Genomic DNA, 22,883 nt, shown 5'->3' on the forward strand with positions numbered 1-22,883 from the left:
TAAAATAAAATCGTAAATTAATCCACAAACCCATTATAACTTACCTTTGTTATTTTTTCACCAAAAACCTTTGATTCCGATTACTCCCTAAGCTTTTAGAGAAAATAAAATCTCTGGTTAATTCTTCACCATCCCCCATGAAAGAAATAATTGCAAAACTAAGTGGAGACGAGCAAGACATAGTTATGATCATCTCCCCGGAAGAAAAAAAGTTCAACTACATCTCTCCGGTCTTTCAAAAAATTACAGGCATAAAGGCCGCAACCATTATTAAAAACCCTTTCGCTTTTTTAAATCATATCCATCCCGATGATATGGAAATGCTTACCATATCTGATTTTTTCAAAAAAGATTTTGCAGGAAAACCCAAAGACTATCGCTTCATAAGTAAAAATGGTACCGTCCTGCACTTTCACTCTTATGGATATTGGGTAGATAAAACCAAGGAAAAAAAGCCCTATATCATTCGAATCATTAAAGAAGTTACTTCTACACGAAAAAATATGTGGAAGCAACAAACACATCAAAGGTATTTAGAAGGACTTTTGGACACCGCCCCCATTTGCCTGAATATTTATGACCTTCGGCAGAATAAATTACACCTACGACTGGGTAATTTGCTAAAAGAATTGGGCTATAGTAATTCTTTTCTGGAGGAACACTCTGCCTACCTGTGGACTAGTTTAATTCACCAGGAAGATCATCTTAAGATCAGGAAACACCTCACCCGAATATTACTCGCCAAAGATGACCAAACCTTCGGCATTGAATTCCGAATTAAATCCGCTGATGGAAAATATATTTGGATGAGCCGTCATGATAAAGTATTTGAAAGAGATCAAAATAATCGCCCCACCAAAAGCATTGGTACCATTCAAAACATTGAATTAATTAAACACTCTGAACTCAAGCTGAAAGAGAAAATCCGACAGCTGGAATTAATCGCTCACTTGAATTCTCATCAGCTCAGAGCTCCGGTAGCTTCCATTCTGGGGCTTTCCAATATCTTACCCTACTACCAAAATAATTCAGAGGAAATTCAGGACATTATCCATAAAATGAAAATATGCGCAGAAGATTTGGATCAAATACTTTACAAGCTTAACAACATGACTAGCAGATCATTAGATAACAACTACGCATAAATCTTAAACCCCCACTTTATCAGGCCATTCCAAGATAATTTTATCATATACCTAATTTTGATATTTATATAAACTATTATCGTTGATAAATTGATTATTTAGTATAGATTGCGCAAAGAATAAGACAGCGTGTATTATGAAAAAAATTATCGTATTCGTTTTAAGCCTGATGATTAGCGCTTTCGCACAGGCGGAAACCCAGGCCACTTCACAATCCACTAAGGCTCAGGGAAATCTTGAACTTGGTATGCGACTGAGTGTAGCTCCGGGAATCTCTGGCGTCTATCAATTGGGAGGACCTCAGTCAGTGGAAGGCTTACTGCAATTTAAAGGAGGCGCCACCATTGTCACCGGACTATATCGATACAATTTTGGTTTAATTTCTCCGGAGGTCCCGGGCTTAAGTTGGTATGCAGGAGCCGGTGCACATACCAAGATCATCAATGGGGCAACAGTCGGCATCGATGGCATCATTGGCCTTCAATATGATTTTGATGAAATCCCTTTGAATATCAGTATGGACTGGAAGCCGGCCTTTGATATTTTCGGCCCTGGAGGAGGAGATTTTCATGCCGATGACATTGCAATTTCTGTAAGATTCAAATTTTAAAAATTAAACTTCCCCCAAAAAGCGCAATCCACTCCGGATTGCGCTTTTTTTGTACCCCATTCTTCATTAGGGTTTTGTACTTTTTATGTAACTTCGAGAGCCAACAGACCACCTAATTGGTTAAAATAATGCAAAACGACATAAATGAATATGAATAAAGCTATTGAACCATCGGAATTGATCATCAATGAAAATGGTAGTATTTTCCATTTGAATCTCCTACCGGAAGACATTGCGGATACCATTTTATTGGTGGGAGATCCTGGCAGGGTGGATTTAATCGCCTCCTTTTTTGATAAAGTAGAGGTAGAGAAGAGAAATCGTGAATTTATCACCAAAACGGGTACTTATCAGGGAAAAAGAATCTCCGTTCTGGCTACGGGCATCGGTACCGACAATATTGATATTGTGATCAATGAGTTGGATGCTTTGGTGAATATTGACCTGAATACCCGAATGGTCAAAGAAGAAAAAAGAAGTCTGAATTTCATCAGAATTGGTACCTCGGGTGCACTACAGGCGGACCTTCCGGTTCACTCTTACCTTTTATCCGAAAAGGGCATGGGCTTTGATGGTCTGTTAAATTTTTACGCCAACCGGGAAGAAGTTTCCGATAATGCGCTAGAGGCCGCATTCATGCAGCATACGCAATGGTCGCCAAAGCTTACGGCTCCCTATGTGGTCCCTGGTTCTGCCGATTTAATTGAAAAGCTGAAATCTGAGCACACCACCGCCGGCGTAACCATTTCCGCCCCCGGATTTTATGGACCTCAGGGTAGAATGCTCCGCTTAAAGACTCAGGACACCGGGCTAAACGAGAAAATCACCTCCTTTGCATTTGAAGGACAAAAAATCACCAATTACGAAATGGAATGTTCGGCTCTTTATGGGCTTTCCGCCATGCTGGGACATCATGCCGCCACCATTTGCCTGATCATTGCCAATAGGCTAAGAGGTGAATTTGGAGGAGATTATAAACCACACATGAAGCAGCTGGTCCAGTATGTATTGGACAAAGTCACAAACAATTAAGTTTCACATAGGGGTATCTTGAAAATCAATGAAGATACCCCATATGAAAAATATACTCATTGTCGGAGCAAGTAGCGGCATAGGACTTGCATCGGCCTCCCACCTCCTTGCAACAGGCCACCAAGTGATTGGCCTGAGCCGAAACACTCCGGAAATAAATCATCCGGACTTTTCCTTTTACCCATTGAATATCCTTGAGGAAGCCCCAAACTTCCCTGCTTTAGAAAAGTTGGACGGTATTGTTTATTGCCCCGGATCTATTCAGCTGAAGCCTTTTCAAAGCATCAAACCAGACTTGTTTATAGAAGACTGGCAACTCAACTTCCTGGGTGCCGTCAAAACATTACAACATTATTTTCCCCTTTTACGAAAATCAGCCGAGGCCGCTGTGGTATTATTCAGTACGGTGGCAGTACAAACGGGCATGAAGTATCACTCCTCCATTAGCGCCAGCAAAGGAAGCGTCGAAGCGCTAGTTCGGTCTTTAGCCGCGGAATGGGCGCCTAAAATAAGGATCAACGCGATTGCTCCCAGCCTTGTCCAGACTCCGCTTGCGGGCCAATTACTTTCCAGTCCAGAAAAAATACAACAGGCGCAAAACCGCCACCCTCTTCAAAAAATTGGGAATAGTGAAGATATCGCACATATGGTAAGTTTCCTTTTGGGACAACATGCCCAATGGGTTACCGGGCAAATCATTCAGATGGACGGAGGAATATCTGCCATTGGATAATCGGAAATTTCATAATTAATTATCGTCATCTTTTAAATTCACCTAATAAATCACCGAATTTTATGAAATAGACATATTTTTTTCAGGATAACCATTGGAATTTTAATTAGGGTACCTTATGTTTGTCCCATTCGAAAAAGAAAATGAATAACGTAAGCGTACATATCATCCCCGTACGATATTATTATTATCGTTATTATCAGGCTTAAATCTTACAAGCCAGACCACTCCTCTATTATCTTTTTTTTCGAACTCCCTAATATAATTTCACATGATCATTTCCAGAGCCGAACGGCTAAATAGTGTCAAGGAATACTATTTTTCCGTCAAACTACAAGAGGTTCGCGAGCTTATGGCTCAAGGCAAACCTGTTATTAATATTGGCATTGGCAATCCTGACCAAAAGCCCTCTGAAGCAACCATAGAGGCCTTGCAGACTGCCGCCCAAAAACCTGATGCTCACGGCTATCAACCTTACCGAGGGATTGAGCCTTTAAGAAAAGCGATGGCGGACTGGTATTATCGTGTATATGGGGTTCAATTGGATCAAGATCAGGAAATCTTACCGCTTTTAGGCTCCAAAGAAGGCATTACTCATATATCTTTGGCTTTCTTAAATCCCGGAGATCAGGTTTTGGTACCGGAGTTGGGCTACCCCGCTTACCGTTCCGTTTCAGAAATGATTGGTGCCAAGGCGGTAAATTTCCCCATGAACGAAAGAAGCTGGGAACCGGATTTTGACGCCTTAGAAAAAATGGATCTTTCGGGCGTGAAAATGATGTGGGTAAACTACCCCAATATGCCTACCGGCAAGCAAGCCAGCGAGGAATTGTTTGAAAAATTGGTGAATTTCGGTTTGAAGCATAAAATCTTAATATGCCATGATAATCCCTATTCCATGATTTTGCCACATTCCAGGCCGATCAGCATTTTGGCAGTGGAAGGTGCCAAAGAGGTCGCCATAGAACTAAACTCCATGAGCAAATCGCATAATATGGCAGGTTGGAGAATTGGCTGGATCAATGGTGGAGCTGATTATTTGAATGAAATCATTAAAATCAAAAGTAATGTAGATTCCGGCATGTTCAAACCGCTGCAGGAAGCGGCCGTAGCAGCTCTTGGAAATACAGATGAATGGCATCAAAAACAAAATGAAATTTATGCCAATCGTAAATTACTGATGGAAGAAGTGCTCAAGCAGCTGGATTGTCATTGGGATCAAAACCAGACCGGCATGTTCATCTGGGCAAAAATTCCGGATCAGGTCAAAGAAGTGGAACAGTTAGTCGACCACTTATTGCATGAGCATTCCGTTTTCCTTTCTCCCGGCTTTATTTTTGGTGATAAAGGCAAGCGCTATATCCGTGTTTCACTGTGTACTCATGAAAATCAAATCAAAGAGGTTATCGAACGACTTAAGACCTTTGATATCAATAAATTAAATTAATTTTTAATCAATACATTTAGCGACTTCTAATCTATACTGAAGTCCCTTAAGACTATTTTTTGCTATGAAAATATGTGTTATAGGTTTAGGGCTATTGGGAGGATCCTTTGCCCTGAGCGTAAAAGATGCCCTGGATGAAGTGGAAATTCTGGGAGTTGACATCAATCCCGGGCATTCACAAAAAGCACTGGAGTTAGGAATTATTGATAAAGTGATGACGCTGGAGGAAGCCGTTCCGCAATCTTCAATTGCAGTATTGGCCACTCCCGTAAACATCATTGAAAAACAAATCCTTACCGTTTTAGATTTAATCTCCCCAACAGGAGTAGTGATTGATCTGGGATCTACCAAGGAAAACATCTGCCTGGCGGCCGATGATCATCCTCAAAGATTAAGATATGTTGCAACGCACCCGATTGCGGGTACGGAAAATTCCGGCCCGGAATCGGCCTTTAAGGGTTTATTCCGCAATAAATCGATGATCATTTGCGACCGGCAAAAGAGTGATCCTTTGGCTTATCACATGATCAAAAGCATCTTTAAAGACATGGGCATGCGGGTTTCCTATATGAACTCCATTGAGCATGATAAGCACATTGCCTATGTTTCACACCTGTCTCACATCAGCAGCTTTGCCCTTGGAGCAACAGTGCTGGATATGGAGAAAAATGAAAAGAACATCTTTGCCATGGCGGGTTCGGGTTTCTCGTCCACGGTGAGGTTGGCTAAAAGTTCTCCGGAAATGTGGGCCCCTATTTTCGAGCAGAATGCAGACAATATTTCCCTCGCACTAGGGTCATATATCGAGCATCTGCAAGATTTTAAACAAATCATTGACAACAAAGACATGATCGGCAGCACCAAGATCATGAAACGGGTCAATGACATCAGAAGGGTGTTAAAGGGGATCGATATTAAATCCTAAAATGAATTCATAGCAAAATAGGAAGGCAGTTCTCAAAAGGGACTGTCTTTTTTTGTGCTATATTTTTACGAAATAACCCGAATTATTCACCGCTAATTTTATTTACTTAGTGCAAGCGACTTATTTTCAATTTATAATAATTCATTTTCATTAATTTATTTTAGCCCAAATTTAGGCAAGCTTGATCATCCCTCCGACCTCTTCTTCTTTGAAAAAACTCAAAACAGGAAAAACTCCTTCATTATTCCCGCCATGTGGCTAAACGATAATTTAGCCTGCCTCATCCGGAATAACATTCCTCCTTTTTCACCAACCTACCAGCGCAAGAATTCGATAATCGAAGACAAAAAAAAGGCATCGGAATCCGGTGCCTTTTCTGATCTATATTTTATTTGGTTCTATAGCACATCGCCACCCATCCAAACTTCTTTCTTCATCGCCTTTCCGGACTGAATGATAAAACGCGTTGGATTCGGCACCACCACCAATCGGCAAAGGCGATCCTCCATTTCTTCTACATCAACAATCACCCCTTCTTTTGCTCCTACATCAAATGCAGGCTTACCATTATCATCCTCGCCCAAATTCAAATAACTATGTGCCAAATACGCAATTGGGGAAAGCACATCACTTTCCGGACAATATTGGTCATGAATATCCGTGATCACATCTTCTAGAAAATCACCATATTCTTCCAAAAAATCATCCTCTAAATCATGTAATTCCTCCTCAACGTCATCGTATTTTGCGTCTGAATAATCCATGGCACTCAATTGATTTCTTTTCAGGGCCAGTGCTATCAGTGCGTCATTTAATTTTTCCTTGTCCATTATATCGTGAGTTAGCTAGTTTGCAATTTTATTAAGAGCAAGTATACAAAATCGTCTTGGCAAAAACAGCAATTCCATCAATTTTGCAGCGAGATCAGAAATTTTTTTGATCGCTAAAAACCTGCTGAAGGCATAAGAAAACCCTTTTCTATTAGAAATTTCCCACTTTGGGAAGAGTTCACTACATTGGATCAAAAATTCAAACCCCTTAACCCAATGAAAGAAATAGAAGGTATCTGGCAACAGGATTTTCATATTCGCGCCTATCAGTGCGATCCTTACGGTTTCGCACGCCCGATTGTTCTTGCTGACATGCTACAAGATGCAGCGGGAAACCATGCCATTCACCGAGGTTTTGGTTTTCATGATATGCTAGCCAAAGGACAATTGTGGGTACTTAGCAGAATGGAGATCGAATTCCTTAAATTCCCTAAATGGAGAGAACATGTCCGGGTAAAGTCCTGGGTAAAAAATTACCAGCGATCGTTTTCACACCGAGACTTTGAAATATTCAATGACAATGGCGAATGTATCGTCAAGGCGACTACCCTTTGGGTGATCATTGACCATCAGACCAGACGCCCCGGCTTAATAGGAGATACCGCCGACCGAATGCCTGCTTTTCCTGAAAAACATGGCATTGAGCAATCCCCTCAGCGAGTCCCCAAAGTGGAAGTGGAGCAGCCTTTCCAATTTCACGTTCGGTATGGAGATATTGACCTGAACAATCATGTAAATAATACCCGATACTTGCAATGGGCCATTGATAATCTGGACAAAAGCATCTGGCAAAATCATCAAATTAGTAAACTAACGGTAAATTATCTGGCCGAAACGAAATTGGAAAATCAGGTAAGTGTTCATTCAGTAGGTCAAAAGTCCGAGGACAACTTTATTGCACACTCCACAATTATTAACAATAGTCTTGGAAAAAGTTGCTGTCAGGTAGAAACCTGCTGGAAACCCTTTAAAAAAGAATTGGTATCCACTCTTTAAAGAATAAGAGTGGATGGAAAAGCCAAAATTCGTAGGGAAAATTTGAAATATGGGAAAAGCGATACGCCATTATTTTCAGAAAATAGCAGCGCTAATGTTGCGAAATGGTCCAAAATCACTTCCAATAATTCGAATTTGCAGTCGGATGCTGCGGTTTTAAACTCGCGCTAAAACAGATGCTTTAAGAAATCTATTTTTGGAGCACCTGTTTTGGCGCATTTAGCCGCCTATCATGTTGCCCTGCATTATTCATCACCAGATTCATCGAATACCCTCAAAAAGCTTAATACGACTTTACTACGAATAGATTTATTGATTTTTTATTCGCCCCAATTTGGCAAGGCTTGCTTTCTACTCACCCCTCTGCTTCCTCGGAAAAAACTTTCAATAAGGAACTATTCCTTTCTTTTTCCCAACTTGCAGCTAATCGGGGTTTTTAGCTTGGATAATCCGGCTTAGTTTTCCAAAAAGCGTACATTGGGCTTTCGGATTTTGAAATCATCCCAATTAATCAGTGTTTTGGTTGAAACATCAAAAGCAAATGCTGATATACCCTGGGGAGCATTAGGATAATAACCAAAACGAAACTGAAAAGTATTGAATACCAGCTCCTCATTTCTTATTCTTAATCCGGCCCCTGCGCCATTATAATAACCCTGGGAAGGCACTACCACTTCCGGCGTTCGGATATGCGCAATATCAGCAAAGGCAAACATGGCCACTTTAAAACCAATAAACTGCCAGGGGGTAAAAACCACACTCTCGTATCTGCCTAAAATTTTACGATCACCATATACCCACGGTACACTCAAACCGCGCACATCCCTTTCCCGATCAAGCTCCAGGTCAATCACTCCCTGATACCCAAACAACTGACTAAACTCCAGTTCAAAAAAATTACGCAATCTCATGGAGCCCAATTTCAATAAGGGGCTAATGTATTTCATTTGAGTACTCACTGCGTAATTATGTACTTTCTCATAATCCGTACACAGAGAGCCATATAAAAAAGCGTAAAAATACCCTTTCCGGGGACGATACCAGGCCTTTGACAATTCTGCACTATAAATAATACCCTGCTGAAATTCAAACCACTGATAACCTACATTGCCACTGATCTTCCACCCTACCGGCACATCTTCTGTCTGCCCAAAGGCCCGAATCAAATTGGATTTGTAGAAAGCTTGTTGGTTTAAACTCAGACCTGCCAACAATAATCTCCGATTCTCAAACAATCTGTTGGAGTCCGGCGACACAAAAGGCCGTTCAGGAAACTTACTATCAAAATACCTCCCTGTCGTATAAAGCCGAGGCGCCTGCAAATCATTTTTATCGCCTAAAGGAAATGCCACAGAAGCCCAATAATCCTGCTCAATATTTCTAATAGGCCCTGGTATGGTATCTTGTCTGGAGATAAATTGATTTTTGATGGTATTTTGCTTCAAATCAACGCCCCCCGCCCATCGCAATTTAGCCGAAACAAACTCCCGGTCAACATAGGCTCTGTGACGAGTTTCCCTCGGATCATCTTTAAATTCTATTCCCGCATCTACGAAGGAAGCCCTGATATTGCGTAACTCATAGCCCACCTCTATCCCCAATTGGGTAGAATCCCGAAAATCATAAGCACCCTGTAATTTAAAAGTATGCGCCAGGCCCAAAAAGTTACGATCTTCCAATCCCAGCTTGCCTGATTGTGGGCTACTAATTTCCGCCAGGGGCCGAATAGAGAAGACATCCTTGGTGACGATCAGTACATTCACGGCAGTACTATCCAAAAGATCCGGCACCACCAGAACGCGGGCATCCTGAATATTGGAGGACGCACGAAGCAAACGTTCCGATTCCGCCAACAATTCGGCATCCAGCGGCTCTCCTTCCTTTTGCAGAATAAACCTTTTCAGGATGAAAGGACGAGTCTGAGTGGTCAGATTATTTCCCCAAAAGTTTTCATTACTTTCCGAGTCCCAGGTGGAAGGTTCATAAATGTTGGTCCCAAAAATATCAATTTGCTTAAGAGTGATACTATTTACTCTATCTCCGGAATATTTCCGGTATTCATCCTGAATCTGCCCTTGGGTGTAGCGCTCATTATTTCCACCGGCATTATTGACGAACAGCAAGCTATATAACCGCGCGCCCACCTTTGTTCGATCTGAAAAGGACTTCAATGAATCCAGCATCTTTCGTGTTCGGAGCGAGTCCTCTATATTGGTGGGACTAATCAATTGCTCCAGACGCTGATTAATCACTTCCGTAGAAGTATCCTCTTCCACTTCAATGACATGGGGAAATTCTAAACTATCCAGCGATAAGTGAAACCACCTGCTTTGTTTTGTCTGGCCACAAACCTGCAAACCTCCCCAAAAATTAAGGAAGATAGTCATGATCGTCACTATCCAGCAGGTATTTCGAGCCATTAAAAAAAAAGGTTTTTATTCTTCGGGCAGCAATTTAAAAGACATCCGGTGAAAAGGACTAGGCCCATGTGCTTTTATTCCGGCACGATGCACTTTTGTCGGGTAGCCCGCATTTTTTTCCCAGGCATAATGCGGATAATCCTTAGCCAAATCCTCCATTAATTGATCACGATAGGTTTTGGCTAAAATAGAAGCGGCAGCAATGGACAGAAATTTACCATCTCCCTTCACAATACACTCATGCATAATGCCCATATAGGGAGAGAATTTATTCCCGTCGATTAAAAGCAACTCTGGGCGCAGCTCCAACTGATCGATGGCCTTGTGCATCGCCAACATGGAGGCATTTAAAATATTTATTCGATCAATTTCCTGATGATCCACTTCGGCAATTGCCCAGGCCAAAGCATCCTCCTTGATCACTTTTTCAAGTGCTTCCCTTTTTTTAGCGGTTAACTGTTTCGAGTCATTCAGCAAGGGGTGACTGTAATTTTTAGGCAAAATAACGGCGGCAGCCACTACCGGCCCTGCCAAACACCCTCTTCCTACCTCATCGCATCCGGCTTCCACTAAGTCGGGCGTTCGCTGCGCTGCTAACACTTTTATCTCTTTCATTCCGCAAAAATAGAATTAATTTTTGCGATCCCTCAATTTTTCCTAAAGGAGCCACCGCTTTTTCATGAAAGCTGAGGAAAGAAAAATGGGAGGAAAAAGGAAGGAGAAATTAGAAATATTTGCCAAAGTTATTTACCTCCGGATTTAGCCATTCATGCTAAATGAATCCTTTTCAGTTCAATAAGGTAGTACTCACAGAGTTATTAATAACCCAGCTTGGCTAAACTTACTTTTTTCTCATTCTTCTGCTCCCATGGAAAAAACTCGAAACAGAAAAAATCCTTCCATTTTATCAGCCTAGCAGCTAAAGGAGGATTTATGCAGGAACAATTCAGGTTAGGCCTGATTTACCAATTGATATAATAATTTGGATCAACAGTTTCAAGCTTAAACCGCTTAATCAAAAAGATATGAAAAATAACCTCAGGACCTCTAAGGGTAACCCAAAGGTTCGATTTCATAAAAATTTAGCTAAGCGCTAAGGGTCACATAAAAAAAATCGGTGAATTGTAGTTATTTATATTTCGATCTATCGTTATTAGTTCGAATAGTGAAAATATCATCCGCACCCAAAAATTTAATCCCCTCATGGAAAACCCCTGGATAAAATTAAACACCAAAACCGTTTATGAAACCCCATGGATCAAAATTGAACAGGACAAGGTCATTAACCCCTCCGGCAGAGAGGATTTTTATGGAAAAGTTCACTTTCAACAAACTGCAGTCGGAGCATTACCCATCGATGAGGATGGCAAAATATGGCTGGTAGGGCAATTCCGCTATACGGTAGACCGCTACTCCTGGGAAATTCCTTTGGGCGGTGCTGAAGAAAATGAGGACTTACTGGAGGCGACCAAAAGAGAACTCCAGGAAGAGACCGGCTTCTCCGCTAATGACTGGAAGGGCTTTTTGCATTTGCACCCTTCCATTTCGTCCACGGATCAACAAGCCTATGTATTTATTGCGCGGGGCTTACGGGCCGGAGCTACCAACCCCGATGAAACCGAAGTACTTCGCCAGAAAAAAGTCACCCTCAAAGAAGCTTTACAAATGATCGACCGGCAGGAAATCACGGAGGGCATTTCTGTGGCGGCACTGTTGAAATATGCGGTTCAGGAACTAGCCGGCTAAAACGGGAACTAACTGATCATGATACAAAAAGTAAATCATTGCTAAACTCACCAGCATATATAGCAGGGTGATTGGCACGCCTACTTTAATAAAATCAGAGAAGGTATAACCTCCCGGGCCAAATACCATCAGGTTGGTTTGATAACCTATGGGTGTTAAAAAAGCACCTGATGCGGCATAGGCCACCGTAAGAAACAGGGGCGTACCGTCCATTCCCATTTTCTGTGCCACTGCTAAAGCCAATGGGAATGCGATGGACACCGCCCCGACATTGGTTACGAAGCTTGTCAATAAGGTGGTGATAATAAACAGCCCCACCATAATGGAGAGCGGACCGAAAGGAGCTAATACCTCCAGCAGTCCACTTGCCAGCATTTGACCAGCCCCCGTTTTGACCATGGCATTTCCAAGCACCAGCGAGAAAGCCAAAATGGAAAACATGTCAATATCCACTGACTTTTTAATATCCGAGATCGTAACCAGAGAAGTGGCTGCCATCACTGCAAAAATAAGCATCAACGACAAAAACAACGGATATACCCCGGTGACGGCCAAACCAATCGCCATTAAGGCCGTCAGCACCAAAGACCAGGAGCGCTGCTTACTGGGCTTGGCAAACTCCTCCACCTGATTGACCACATGAAGATCACTGAAAAAATTCACCCGATTTGAAAATCCTCTTCCGGCATACAACAATAGTAAATCTCCGGAAAGCAGGGTGATATCACCAATTTTCCCGCTTACTCTTTCTCCTTGTCGGTGAATGGCCACCACGGCAGCATCATACCGATTTCGAAAGCCGGAAGTCTTAACCGTTCTTCCTATGAGAGGAGAGGTCTTGGCCACCACGGCCTCAATGACTTGTACCGCCTCATTTTCCCTTTGGTATTTGTCTTTAGGCAACCTTAATCCTTCCATCGAAAGCACCAAATCATGAATAGAACTGGTGTCTCCCGCAAAGAATAAATGGTCTCCTCCCTGTACTATTTCATCAGGCTGCACCGGAGAAATCACCTTATCCTCCCGAATAATCTCCACCAGATAAACGCCCTTCAAATTTCTTAATCCTGCTTCTACTATCGTTTTTCCGACCAATTTTGATTTGGAGGAAAGCTCTGTTTCGACTACAAATTCCCGAATATTCTCCTGAAACTTGGCAATTGCTCCCTGGCGATCCGGCAATAATTTATGCCCATACACTAAAAAAAACACTATCCCGACCACCACCACAGCCAAGCCAATCCTTAATAAATCAAATGTAGCCAAACCCGGCAATGCCGCCTCATTCAAAAAACCTTGTAACACTAAAGTGGTAGAGGTACCAATCTGGGTCAGCATCCCGCCCAGTATAGTCGCAAATGAGAGCGGAATCAATAATTTGGAAGGGCTTACGCCATTTTTCCTCCCCCAATTGAATACATAGGGAGTCATTATCGCCACTACTGGGGTATTATTAATAAAGGAAGAAACCACTGCTACCTGCGCCATCATGCGTGCCAGAAATCCTTTATAGGTGGCATTTGCCGGGAACATTTTATCCAGCCACATCACCAGATTAAAGTTCTTCCGTATACCTGCCGTAATGAGAATCAATAACATCACCGAAATGATCGAACTATTGGAAAAGCCCGCCAAAAGATCATCTCCATTCAAAATACCGGTGAGAGCAAATACCAAACCGCCTAACAAAAAGCCGACGGAAGCCCTAAGTTTATCCAGGTAAATTAAAGTAAAGAGCAGGAAGGTAACGCCCAATACGAAATAAGGTTGAAGCGCTTCTGAAAGCATATATATTTGAATATGGAAAAATTTCAAAGACTAGAAAAAGTCAACTGGCGGGAAGTTAGAAATAAAGATTCTTCCAAACAATGAGCAATGCTAGCATATTTCATCCGCTCAAAATATTAAAAAAAAATTACACTCACCACCACTCCACTTCTTAAGCCAAACAACCAAGTAAATCCCTGTTTTTCTTGCTATTTAGCCCCCTAACCTCTACATTTGGAACGGTACTTGTTAAATAAGTACTGAAAAGATTTTAATATGAAAACTACAAAACGATATATGTTTAACATTCAGCAGGTCTACTGCTCACCCCTATTACGGTGAGAGAATGATTGTATATATATTAAATGTTTTGCGTTAATAAATATAGAAAAGTCCTTCTCTCCCATGGAAAGAAGGACTTTTTTTTATCCCCCAACCCTAAAAATATCATCGTTATGGAAAAACAATTTTGGATTACGCTTTTTACAGACGAAGGAGATAACACTTTAAAGTCTATTACCGACACCTTTTTATCTCAGGAAATCAACATTCAGCAAATGTCGGCCAAGGAAAGTTTGATCCCTTCCCTAATGCAATATGATATCTTAGTCAACCTGAATCCCTCCGCTATTAAAGCCTTACAAAAAGGGCTCAGCAAATTAAATACAGTCCATAAAGCCCTAAGTTATGAGCCGAAAGAAAAAAGCTCCAGCAATACCCGTGAGAAAATCAAGGTAGCCCTGAAAGCAGTGGTTCGAAAAAAACAGATGATCCCCATGCTTTCTGCCAGCTAGGAATTTGTGTGTTCAATCACATCATTGCATCTTGCGCTCCTGATTTATGGAGAAATTAAATTTACCCAGCTTCCCTTTCAGAATTCGGGAAGATCAGGGGCGCAAGTATATTTTTGACCCCCTGCGCAAAAAAGAAATTGTGCTAACCCCGGAAGAGTGGGTGCGCCAGCATTTTATTCAGTATTTAATCAACAGCATGGGTTATCCCGCCAGCCTTATCGCGCTGGAAACAGGCCTTAAATATAATCGCATTCAAAAAAGATCCGACGGCTTAGTCTTTGACCGCAATGGTCAGCCTTTTATGCTCATTGAATGCAAAGCACCCTCAGTCAAATTGGATCAAAAGGTAGTACAGCAGGCTGCCACCTATAACCAAACCCTTCGGGCGCCTTATATTGTCGTCACCAATGGCTTATCCCATGGCTGCCTTCAATGTAATGCGGAAGGCATTAAATGGCTTGCCCAACTCCCCGACTTCCCACAATAAAAAACCTGATTCTCCCATTATTCCACCCGATTGAGGAAAAGGAGATTCATAAAATGAGATTAATTTTATATATTTAACATTGCGAAATCGCAATTTCAATAACTCACTTAGAATGAGTGAGGTAGATAAGAAAATTACAAACCCTGCATTTATATGAAGTTTATTGTTTCTTCCTCTTCATTGTTGAAGCAATTGTCCAAAATTCACGGTGTGGTTACCACAAATCCGGTAGTCCCGATTTTGGAGAATTTTTTATTTGAAGTAGATGGCGCGGCAGGCAAATTGACCGTGACCGCCTCTGATCTACAATCTTCCATGATTACTGAAATTGAAGTAAATGCGGAAGAAAGTGGTAGCATTGCTATTCCGGCAAAAATCCTATTGGATACGCTGAAAAACCTGCCTGAGCAGCCTGTAACCATTGCGGTAGACGAAGAAACCTACAGTATTGAGATTATTTCTGAAAATGGTCACTACAAACTGTCCGGGGAAAATGCTACAGACTTCCCTAAAATTCCGGTAGTTGAAAACGGGCACAGCATAGAACTGAGTGGTGATGCTATGAGCCGTGCGATCAACAATACCATTTTCGCTGCAGGTACTGATGATTTACGTCCTGCCATGACGGGGGTGTTCGTCAATTTGGAGGAAGATGAAGCAACTTTTGTTGCCACGGATGGGCACCGTTTGGTGCGATACCGCAAAAAAGAAGTGGAAGGGGCTTCGGGTGCTTCCATCATCATTCCACGCAAGGCCTTAAACTTATTGAAGTCTAACCTTCCGGCAGATGAGAGCCCGGTAGCCATTGAATTCAATGATACCAATGCCCACTTTGCTTTTGAAAACCTTCGATTAATTAGCCGTTTAATCGACGAGCGCTTTCCGGATTATGAAAATGTCATTCCATTGGACAACACTAATGAGATGACCATCAATAGAATGCAAATTCTAAGCACTTTAAAGCGCTTGGCAATTTACGCCAACAAGACCACCAATCAGGTGAGATTATCTTTAAAGGGCACAGAGTTAAGTGTACACGCAGAAGATTTAGATTTTTCTAATGAAGCGAATGAAACACTTTCTTGCGAGCATGAAGGAGAGGACATTGACATTGGATTCAACGCCAAGTTCCTAATTGAAATGCTGAATAATCTAAATTCCACTGAGGTAACATTCCAGTTTTCTCAGCCAAACAGAGCCGGTTTGATTATCCCTTCTGATCAGGATGAAGATGAAGACTTGCTCATGTTAGTAATGCCTGTAATGCTAAATCAATACTATTAAAACGAGCTTTTTAAAAAAAACTATAAAGGTTGCTTCGGCAACCTTTTTTTTTGTCTCATGCAATAGCCTCTTTAACAAGACAATCACCTAAAACCTTACATCCCTTTATGGATATAATTCACCATTTGCGTAATTAGGCTATACATTACCATTTCTCCACCTTAGCTTTGTTTTTATTATTTAAAAAATCATACCCCATATTTACGATTTAGTGAATGAGGCCAATAAATGCTTGTAATCAGGTCTGTCTGTTTCCCCCAAAAGAAAAGGCGAACCTATACAGACTTTCATTACCATTTCAAACCAAATTCATCGATTGACTATGTTTCCACCTGCAGATAAATCTAATCTTGTAATTGCAAAAGCGGTTACTTTCTTTGAGGAGCAAATTAAAAAAGGAGATTCCATTTCCTTAGGCATGGTGGCAGACATTTGCCAAGTACCTGCGAGAACTATCCAGCACCACTTCAATAAAGTCTATGGGATGGGACCTATTCAGTATTTTAATAAAATGCGAATGGATCACGTTAAAGATTTACTTGAAAAGGCGGATCCAAAGGAGACCAATATCACGGCATTAATTTATGATAATGGATTTTACCACATTAGCAGGTTTTCCAAAAAATTCAAAGAGCAATACGGAAAATCCCCCTCTGACATTTTAAAGGAAGATCATTTCGTAAAAGAATAAAAAAGTCTTCCCCGAAAATGGCTGTTTAAGAGCGTGTTTAAATGTCCAAATTTGCAGCGAGCATTTGATTATTGCAGAAGCGATAAAGGACTATTTTGAGAGAATAGCACCGCTATTATTGAGAAATTAACCTTTATCGCTTCCAATAATTCGAATTTGTAGCCGGATAGCGTGCTTTTAAACATGCGCTTAATTTTGGCAACGACTATTTTAAACAGCCCTATTTATTATTATTTCCGTCCTCGTTTCGCTTCTTTTTTGCGAAGCGATCTGAGGTAAACATGTTTTACGGCAGAGTCCTGATCGGAAACTCTTTCATCCAGCTCAAAATAATCAGATAAGAACTTAATCATATTCATCAGCTTGCTAAAGCCATAATTCCGGGCATCAAAATCAGGACGCTTTTTACTCAACAAACTACCGAATTCACCTAAATTGGCCCAGCCGCTGTCATCAGAAACATCATCAACGGAAGATTGCAATAACGAAATCAGGCGTTGATTAATCCGGTTTAAACTCTCCTCCTTACTACCGCTGACTTTATTTTCTTCTTTGGAGGAATCTTTCTTCAACACCTCCAAATACACAAATTTATTACAGGCCACAATAAAAGGCTTCGGTGTTTTCTGCTCTCCAACCCCCATTACCCACATGCCCGACTCCCTTAATCGAGTGGCTAATCGGGTAAAATCACTATCACTGGAAACAATGCAGAAACCATCCACCTTACCCGAATACAATATATCCATGGCATCAATGATCATAGCGGAATCCGTCGCATTTTTCCCTTGGGTATAACTGTATTGCTGCACCGGATTAATCGCATTCTCTAACAATACCGATTTCCATCCCGATAAATTTGGTCGTGTCCAGTCTCCGTAAATCCTGCGGGTGGTAGGAAGGCCAAAGCGCGCAATTTCCTCCATCATTTCACTTACAAAAGCGGAACTTACATTATCTGCATCTATTAAAACCGCTAATGAACGGTCCGTATTTATTTTTTTCATTTTAAAAATATAAATGACTCTCCGAAATGTGACTAATAATTTAGGAAAGTCCTGTTAAAAAAAATGGGGAATAAAAGATATTTCCCGCAGGGGCATGATTAAAAAACCATTTTCACCAAGAAAACATAAGCCGAAGTATTCACCGCAAAAAAGAAACCCACCTTAAAGCACTCACCTCCAACTCAATAAGGACATGCTAACTGATTTAATAATCGCCCCAATTGGGGCCAGCTTGCTTTCTCCTCCTTCATCTGCTTTCTTGGAAAAAAATAAAATAGTAAAAATCCCTTCATTTTTTCCGCCTTTCAGCTAAACGAGGATTTAAGCATGAATATCCGGCTTAAAACTGGAAATAGATAAAGGGGTGAACCTCAGAGGAAGAAACCTGCCAAATGCACCAAATTACCACCGCCATCGTCAAGGCTCTGCCCCATAATGGAAAGCGATAAAAAATGCGATTTACGGTGGTTCCCACATTTTTGGGAGCCCAATGCGTCGCATAGCCCAGGAACATCAAAGCAAACACTTCCTTATAGCCCATTAACACCTGAGGAATTTGCCCGAAAGCAGTATCAGTCACGATCCTATTGATCAAAAGGCTGGCATCCTCAAAATTCGCCGCCCGAAAGAATATCCAGGCCAAGCATACAAAATGGAAAGTATAAACTTGTCCCAGGAATCGCCATGCATCACTTTTAGGAAATTGGAAACGACCTTTTAGCAAACGCTCTATTCCCAAAATACCTCCATGAAGCGCCCCCCAAAGCACAAAATTCCATGAAGCACCATGCCATAATCCCCCAAGCAACATGGTAAGCATCAGGTTAACATAGGTTCTGACTTTCCCTTTTTGATTCCCTCCCAATGGAATATACAAATAATCCCTCAACCAGGAAGACAAGGATATATGCCAACGGCGCCAAAACTCAGTAATGCTCGCTGAATTATAAGGGGTTTGAAAATTCACGGGGAGTCGGAAACCCATCAATAATGCAATACCAATGGCCATATCCGAATAACCTGAAAAGTCACAATAAATCTGAATGGCATAGCCATAAACAGCCATTAAGTTTTCAAAACCGGAATAAAGCGCCGGAGCGTTAAATACCCGATCTACGAAATTAATGCTAATATAATCGGAAATAATCGCCTTTTTGATCAAGCCGCCAATAATCAGACTAAAAGCCAAAGACATGTCCTTTTTGGAAAGACTCAGCTTTTGGTGAATCTGAGGAATGAAGTCCGCTGCCCGAACAATTGGCCCCGCCACCAGCTGCGGAAAAAAGGTTACGAAAAAGGTAAAATCCCAAAAGGATTCCGCCGGCTCCATGCTTCTTCTATACAGATCAATAGAATAACTCATGGTCTGAAAAGTATAGAAGGAAATCCCAATTGGAAGAAATATATCCAGAGACCCAATTTCAGCTCCTGTTAAACCATTGATAGAATTTATGAAAAAATTGGTGTATTTAAAATAACCCAAAATCCCCAAATTACAGACCACACTGGCTAATAAATAGAGCTTTCGTTTCTTATCATCTTCCTCCTCATAAATTTTATTTCCCAAATAGTAATCCACTATGGAAGAAAAAATAAGAATAATGAAATAGAACCCACTGGATTTATAATAGAAGAACAAGGAAAACAAGGTCACATAAACCACCCGAAAGGTCTGTACTTTTTCCCACTTCAGATAAATGGCATAAAAAATTAAAAACAAGACAAAGAAAACCCCTGAATTGAAAAGCAAAGGTGCCTTTTTCTGGTATTGAAAAATATCAGAAAAAAACTTAGGGTTTAGGGCCGCAAGACTTCCTGAGGAAAAACAGCCTGCAGTCATTACCTGAGCCTCCTGATCTATCCAATATCCGCTTAAAGCATTCTGATCCACCTGCTCCATTTTCCCTTCAAAGGGTATTTTGGCGGGCATCGTTTGTGGCGAATGTAAACCCTTAATCGGCAATTCTTTTCCAATACGCGATTTTTGATAGGCTCTCATTAGGGCTTCATAAAGCATTTCCCCCTGAAGGCGGTAGCCATCGGCTGAAAAATGCACATAGTCCCGACTAAAGCCCTGCTTCTTCCAATTTGAAATTCCATTGGCTCCTCCCATCACTCGCCACCAATCCCAATAGGCAACTTGTTCCTTTTGCGCCACCTCAATAATGACATCTCGGACTTGCTCTACCCTTGGATTGAATTTCCGATTTCTGCCTCTCCCCGTATAGCTATCCGCCGGGGTGGTCAACAGAATAGGAGCGTTAGGGTGCTTTTTTCTCACACGGTGAATAAAATCCAGCACATCACGCTCTACTTCCTTCAAGCTATAGGTAGGCGCAAAGCATTCATTGGTCCCCATGGAAAATATATAGAGGTCTGCCGGTAATTCACCCAATTGCTCAAAGAACAAATTGTATTTATTATAATCCAGATATTTAGCACCATTCGAACCGATGGCACTATATACGATACCGGACGCCTGGCTATCTTCTACATAAAAGCCGGTTAAATTGGCATATTTTTGAGCATCTCCTTTTTTAAAGCCTTGCACAATGGCGGCCTGCTGCGGCTGATCCCATTCAAAGACCTGCATACCCAATGGGAAAATTTGGCGATCAACAGCAGCCCACTGCATATCGTCCACCTTGATCCGGTCTACTGCCGAAGGAAGCTCGCCATTCTTCACCACCAACTTTTGTTTGGGGCGAATTAATGATTTGCTTCCCAGATTATTCCAGGATTGTATTTTGGATACCGAAATGCCGTACTTCCGCCCGATACTATACAGACTTTCCCCTGAGCGAACGGTATGGTAAACTTTTTCCGGTGTGGGAATAAATTTCCTTTCGGTACTGGCACCGGGCTTAGGTTGCCCTACTTTTAAATCGTAAGTATGATTTCCCGGCTCATAAAACACCCACAGACGGTCAAAACCTGCAGCAGAATCTGCCAGATTCAGGTTAATCTGGTAATAATCTGAAGGCGTTTTGATCCCATGACCCGAAACCCCTGTCTCCTGCACAGGCTTGGATCTGGAATTTCGTTTAGAAGTCCAGGAAATATTAGATTTGAACCGAACCTGCTTTGGCCCATTGGTTTTAGCCAAATTATAAGGGAAGGCCAGCCCAATACCGCCATCCCCAAAGTCTTCCTGGAAAAGCTTCCGCATTTCCCCGGTAAAGAAATCAGCCTGAATATGGGAATCGCCAATATGGACAATATTTACCTTTTGTTGCTTTTTGCTTTCTAAAGCCTCCAATTGTTTAAAGAAAGCACGCAAATGACCGGCATTGCCAATGGTATCCGCCACTTCATTAACCAATGGTCGCTCTTCTCTTGCTCCCAATTCCTCCCCGGCCCAGACACTTAAACTCCCCACCAGCATCCAAAGCGTAAAAAATAAACCTCTGATCATGTATTTAACGAATCTTTTTTGCTTTTAAAATTTCTACCGGAGTTGATTTCCGCTGTGTCAATTGCTTTGGCGCGATCTGATTGCTCGCCCGATGACTCCCCCAGCCATCAATCAAAAAGTCAAAAAGCAAATGCCCCACTTTATTAGCGCCTCTAAAATTAAAGTGCGTATAATCTTTATTTGCCAATGGCTTCTCAGACTCTACCCAATCAATGATAGACCCTTCTCCTCCCATGGCCTGAAATAAATTAAAAAAGGTCGCATTGGCTCTGCTTGCAGCGCCCATTTGGGCCGTTATTACACCAGCAACTGCCGGGTCAGTCTTTAATTCGCCGTCAATCTTACGGGCTTTATCTGCCATGGAAATCACTAGGCAGGGCGCATCCATCTCCTCCTGTATATACCGAATCGTCTTATAAAGGTTGGCGCCATACCAGGCATAATTCAGACTACTGGTATCTGCCACATTCGTCCCGAATTGCATAATCACCAGATCATACTCCAAATAATCATTAAAAGAATTCAAAACCTCCGGATTCAAGTGACGCAGATGGGTTCCGCTACTTCCTCTTAAGGGGAGGTCATCCACAAAAACGCCTTTAGAGGACTCTACGCTCACCCCATATATCGGTAAGTTAGCATCTGTTTCAAATTTCATTTCAAGAGTTTTTACCGGAATAGAAGAAACCTGTAACTCATTGACCACCTTGTTTCCATTTAAGGACAAATTCACGGAATCCTTTTTATCGAGGATGGCCGTTAATTTATACTCATCACTTTCAGACTTAGGCGTCCCGTAAAACAGGCGGACGCGTTGAAGGGAATCCAGTCGTTTTCTATGTACACCTTCATATTTCACCCATTGTTCCTTGCCCGGAGCCTGGGCATAGGTCACATCACAGCTTATTCCAAAATCAAAGGGACTTTCGTGACGGTTGAAAATATAATTATCCAATTTCCAGCCATCAGAAAACTGATGACGAATGGTGCCCCGGAATCCGGCCACCTGAGAGGTGAGCGGAACATAACCTACTCCCTGTCCGCCAAATTTACTTTGAAATAGGGATCGAAGTGTGCTGACAATCAAGTCTCCCTCAATCATTGAATCACCAAAAAAGGCAATCCGCACCCTGTCCTTTCTGCCTTTCCGCAATTCATCCAGCGCTTTATAAAAAGAGTTTAAAGACTTGGACCGAAACTCTTCCTTTGGGAAAGGAAGTGACCGTTTGGGCGGTCGCGCTTTCAAGCCAGCTTCGCCTGAAGCTTGCGTATCATCTTTGGAACTAGGGGATGGATTATTTTCTGAGGCCAAAACAGCGGCATTTGGTGAATGCGCTGAGACTGGTTCTTCCTCTTTTACAGAAGAAGATCCTTCTTCATCACTAGCGGCAGCCTCAATGGCCTGAAGGATCTGGTCGGTAGAAACGTTTTCATTCGCCAATAAGGGGGGCTCCTCGCTAATCACCAAATCCGAAAAAAGCTTAAAATTCCGGTACCCCTCTAAAAAACCCAGTTGAGGCGCCATAATCTGATATCCTAACAAAATGAAGAACA

Annotated in this window: 19 protein-coding genes; 12 read left to right on the plus strand and 7 right to left on the minus strand. The window is 41.8% G+C overall.

Features of this window, described 5'->3' with window-relative positions; genetic code table 11:
• Positions 1 to 137 precede the first annotated feature (137 nt).
• The 6 genes from AAA970_RS10830 to AAA970_RS10855 all read left to right on the plus strand — a co-directional run bounded on the left by AAA970_RS10830 (position 138) and on the right by AAA970_RS10855 (position 5,892).
• A complete protein-coding gene (locus tag AAA970_RS10830) occupies positions 138 to 1,145 on the plus strand; it encodes a PAS domain-containing protein (RefSeq protein ID WP_338237120.1) in 1,008 nt (335 codons plus the stop codon).
• Positions 1,146 to 1,281: 136 nt separating this feature from the next.
• Entirely contained in the window at positions 1,282 to 1,755 is a 474-nt protein-coding gene (locus AAA970_RS10835; RefSeq protein WP_338237121.1) for a hypothetical protein, read from the plus strand.
• 144 nt (positions 1,756 to 1,899) lie between these two features.
• Entirely contained in the window at positions 1,900 to 2,787 is an 888-nt protein-coding gene (locus AAA970_RS10840) for a nucleoside phosphorylase (RefSeq protein WP_338237122.1), read from the plus strand.
• A gap of 43 nt (positions 2,788 to 2,830) precedes the next feature.
• Positions 2,831 to 3,520 carry an SDR family NAD(P)-dependent oxidoreductase gene (locus AAA970_RS10845; RefSeq protein ID WP_338237123.1) on the plus strand — a complete coding sequence of 230 codons (690 nt, stop codon included), beginning with the start codon at positions 2,831 to 2,833 and terminating at the stop codon, positions 3,518 to 3,520.
• Between the two features lie 271 nt (positions 3,521 to 3,791).
• A complete protein-coding gene (locus AAA970_RS10850) occupies positions 3,792 to 4,967 on the plus strand; it encodes a pyridoxal phosphate-dependent aminotransferase (protein WP_338237124.1) in 1,176 nt (391 codons plus the stop codon).
• 64 nt (positions 4,968 to 5,031) lie between these two features.
• On the plus strand, positions 5,032 to 5,892 hold the full coding sequence (locus tag AAA970_RS10855) for a prephenate dehydrogenase (RefSeq protein WP_053405627.1): 861 nt from the start codon (positions 5,032 to 5,034) through the stop codon (positions 5,890 to 5,892).
• 398 nt (positions 5,893 to 6,290) lie between these two features.
• Here the strand turns inward: AAA970_RS10855 and AAA970_RS10860 are convergent, their stop codons facing one another.
• A complete protein-coding gene (locus tag AAA970_RS10860; RefSeq protein WP_338237125.1) occupies positions 6,291 to 6,722 on the minus strand; it encodes a hypothetical protein in 432 nt (143 codons plus the stop codon).
• Positions 6,723 to 6,938: 216 nt separating this feature from the next.
• On the opposite strand from AAA970_RS10860, the gene AAA970_RS10865 reads away from it, so the two are divergent.
• Complete coding sequence (locus AAA970_RS10865; RefSeq protein ID WP_338237126.1) at positions 6,939 to 7,718, plus strand: acyl-[acyl-carrier-protein] thioesterase; 780 nt, start codon at positions 6,939 to 6,941, stop codon at positions 7,716 to 7,718.
• Positions 7,719 to 8,173: 455 nt separating this feature from the next.
• Here the strand turns inward: AAA970_RS10865 and AAA970_RS10870 are convergent, their stop codons facing one another.
• Positions 8,174 to 10,138 carry a hypothetical protein gene (locus AAA970_RS10870; RefSeq protein ID WP_338237127.1) on the minus strand — a complete coding sequence of 655 codons (1,965 nt, stop codon included), beginning with the start codon at positions 10,136 to 10,138 and terminating at the stop codon, positions 8,174 to 8,176.
• A gap of 15 nt (positions 10,139 to 10,153) precedes the next feature.
• Positions 10,154 to 10,753: a ribonuclease HII gene (locus AAA970_RS10875; RefSeq protein ID WP_053405632.1), complete on the minus strand. Its 600-nt coding sequence runs from the start codon at positions 10,751 to 10,753 to the stop codon at positions 10,154 to 10,156.
• A 588-nt stretch (positions 10,754 to 11,341) separates the two neighbouring features.
• Between AAA970_RS10875 and AAA970_RS10880 the strand changes: the two genes are divergently transcribed.
• Positions 11,342 to 11,884: an NUDIX domain-containing protein gene (locus AAA970_RS10880; protein ID WP_060686898.1), complete on the plus strand. Its 543-nt coding sequence runs from the start codon at positions 11,342 to 11,344 to the stop codon at positions 11,882 to 11,884.
• Here AAA970_RS10880 and AAA970_RS10885 read toward each other — a convergent pair.
• Positions 11,873 to 13,672, minus strand: a complete 1,800-nt coding sequence (locus AAA970_RS10885; protein ID WP_338237128.1) for an SLC13 family permease — start codon at positions 13,670 to 13,672, stop codon at positions 11,873 to 11,875. The two genes, AAA970_RS10880 and AAA970_RS10885, sit on opposite strands and share 12 nt — an antisense overlap.
• Before the next feature lie 434 nt (positions 13,673 to 14,106).
• On the opposite strand from AAA970_RS10885, the gene AAA970_RS10890 reads away from it, so the two are divergent.
• From AAA970_RS10890 to AAA970_RS10905, 4 genes are all read left to right on the plus strand, one after another.
• Complete coding sequence (locus tag AAA970_RS10890; protein WP_338237129.1) at positions 14,107 to 14,445, plus strand: hypothetical protein; 339 nt, start codon at positions 14,107 to 14,109, stop codon at positions 14,443 to 14,445.
• A 46-nt stretch (positions 14,446 to 14,491) separates the two neighbouring features.
• The gene (locus tag AAA970_RS10895; protein ID WP_338237130.1) at positions 14,492 to 14,932 is read left to right on the plus strand and encodes a type I restriction enzyme HsdR N-terminal domain-containing protein; all 441 of its coding nucleotides are present in this window, start codon (positions 14,492 to 14,494) and stop codon (positions 14,930 to 14,932) included.
• A 153-nt stretch (positions 14,933 to 15,085) separates the two neighbouring features.
• A complete protein-coding gene (dnaN, locus tag AAA970_RS10900; protein WP_053405636.1) occupies positions 15,086 to 16,216 on the plus strand; it encodes a DNA polymerase III subunit beta in 1,131 nt (376 codons plus the stop codon).
• Between the two features lie 322 nt (positions 16,217 to 16,538).
• A complete protein-coding gene (locus tag AAA970_RS10905; RefSeq protein ID WP_053405637.1) occupies positions 16,539 to 16,907 on the plus strand; it encodes a helix-turn-helix transcriptional regulator in 369 nt (122 codons plus the stop codon).
• 230 nt (positions 16,908 to 17,137) lie between these two features.
• Here the strand turns inward: AAA970_RS10905 and AAA970_RS10910 are convergent, their stop codons facing one another.
• The 3 genes from AAA970_RS10910 to AAA970_RS10920 form a co-directional block, all read right to left on the minus strand.
• Complete coding sequence (locus tag AAA970_RS10910) at positions 17,138 to 17,914, minus strand: NYN domain-containing protein (RefSeq protein ID WP_338237131.1); 777 nt, start codon at positions 17,912 to 17,914, stop codon at positions 17,138 to 17,140.
• Between the two features lie 340 nt (positions 17,915 to 18,254).
• A complete protein-coding gene (locus tag AAA970_RS10915) occupies positions 18,255 to 21,329 on the minus strand; it encodes an MBOAT family O-acyltransferase (protein WP_338237132.1) in 3,075 nt (1,024 codons plus the stop codon).
• 4 nt (positions 21,330 to 21,333) lie between these two features.
• A complete protein-coding gene (locus AAA970_RS10920; protein WP_338237133.1) occupies positions 21,334 to 22,854 on the minus strand; it encodes an SGNH/GDSL hydrolase family protein in 1,521 nt (506 codons plus the stop codon).
• Positions 22,855 to 22,883: the final 29 nt, after the last annotated feature.

This window comes from Persicobacter diffluens (genome assembly GCF_036244895.1).
Lineage (GTDB): Bacteria > Bacteroidota > Bacteroidia > Cytophagales > Cyclobacteriaceae > Persicobacter > Persicobacter diffluens.

Bases quoted from the DNA above. Each gene is read 5' to 3' on its own strand.
- AAA970_RS10830 (WP_338237120.1), top strand. From the start codon at position 138: ATGAAAGAAATAATTGCAAAACTAAGTGGAGACGAGCAAGACATAGTT.
- AAA970_RS10835 (WP_338237121.1), top strand. From the start codon at position 1,282: ATGAAAAAAATTATCGTATTCGTTTTAAGCCTGATGATTAGCGCTTTC.
- AAA970_RS10840 (WP_338237122.1), top strand. From the start codon at position 1,900: ATGAATATGAATAAAGCTATTGAACCATCGGAATTGATCATCAATGAA.
- AAA970_RS10845 (WP_338237123.1), top strand. From the start codon at position 2,831: ATGAAAAATATACTCATTGTCGGAGCAAGTAGCGGCATAGGACTTGCA.
- AAA970_RS10850 (WP_338237124.1), top strand. From the start codon at position 3,792: ATGATCATTTCCAGAGCCGAACGGCTAAATAGTGTCAAGGAATACTAT.
- AAA970_RS10855 (WP_053405627.1), top strand. From the start codon at position 5,032: ATGAAAATATGTGTTATAGGTTTAGGGCTATTGGGAGGATCCTTTGCC.
- AAA970_RS10860 (WP_338237125.1), bottom strand. From the start codon at position 6,722: ATGGACAAGGAAAAATTAAATGACGCACTGATAGCACTGGCCCTGAAA.
- AAA970_RS10865 (WP_338237126.1), top strand. From the start codon at position 6,939: ATGAAAGAAATAGAAGGTATCTGGCAACAGGATTTTCATATTCGCGCC.
- AAA970_RS10870 (WP_338237127.1), bottom strand. From the start codon at position 10,138: ATGGCTCGAAATACCTGCTGGATAGTGACGATCATGACTATCTTCCTT.
- AAA970_RS10875 (WP_053405632.1), bottom strand. From the start codon at position 10,753: ATGAAAGAGATAAAAGTGTTAGCAGCGCAGCGAACGCCCGACTTAGTG.
- AAA970_RS10880 (WP_060686898.1), top strand. From the start codon at position 11,342: ATGGAAAACCCCTGGATAAAATTAAACACCAAAACCGTTTATGAAACC.
- AAA970_RS10885 (WP_338237128.1), bottom strand. From the start codon at position 13,672: ATGCTTTCAGAAGCGCTTCAACCTTATTTCGTATTGGGCGTTACCTTC.
- AAA970_RS10890 (WP_338237129.1), top strand. From the start codon at position 14,107: ATGGAAAAACAATTTTGGATTACGCTTTTTACAGACGAAGGAGATAAC.
- AAA970_RS10895 (WP_338237130.1), top strand. From the start codon at position 14,492: ATGGAGAAATTAAATTTACCCAGCTTCCCTTTCAGAATTCGGGAAGAT.
- dnaN (WP_053405636.1), top strand. From the start codon at position 15,086: ATGAAGTTTATTGTTTCTTCCTCTTCATTGTTGAAGCAATTGTCCAAA.
- AAA970_RS10905 (WP_053405637.1), top strand. From the start codon at position 16,539: ATGTTTCCACCTGCAGATAAATCTAATCTTGTAATTGCAAAAGCGGTT.
- AAA970_RS10910 (WP_338237131.1), bottom strand. From the start codon at position 17,914: ATGAAAAAAATAAATACGGACCGTTCATTAGCGGTTTTAATAGATGCA.
- AAA970_RS10915 (WP_338237132.1), bottom strand. From the start codon at position 21,329: ATGATCAGAGGTTTATTTTTTACGCTTTGGATGCTGGTGGGGAGTTTA.
- AAA970_RS10920 (WP_338237133.1), bottom strand. From the start codon at position 22,854: ATGGCGCCTCAACTGGGTTTTTTAGAGGGGTACCGGAATTTTAAGCTT.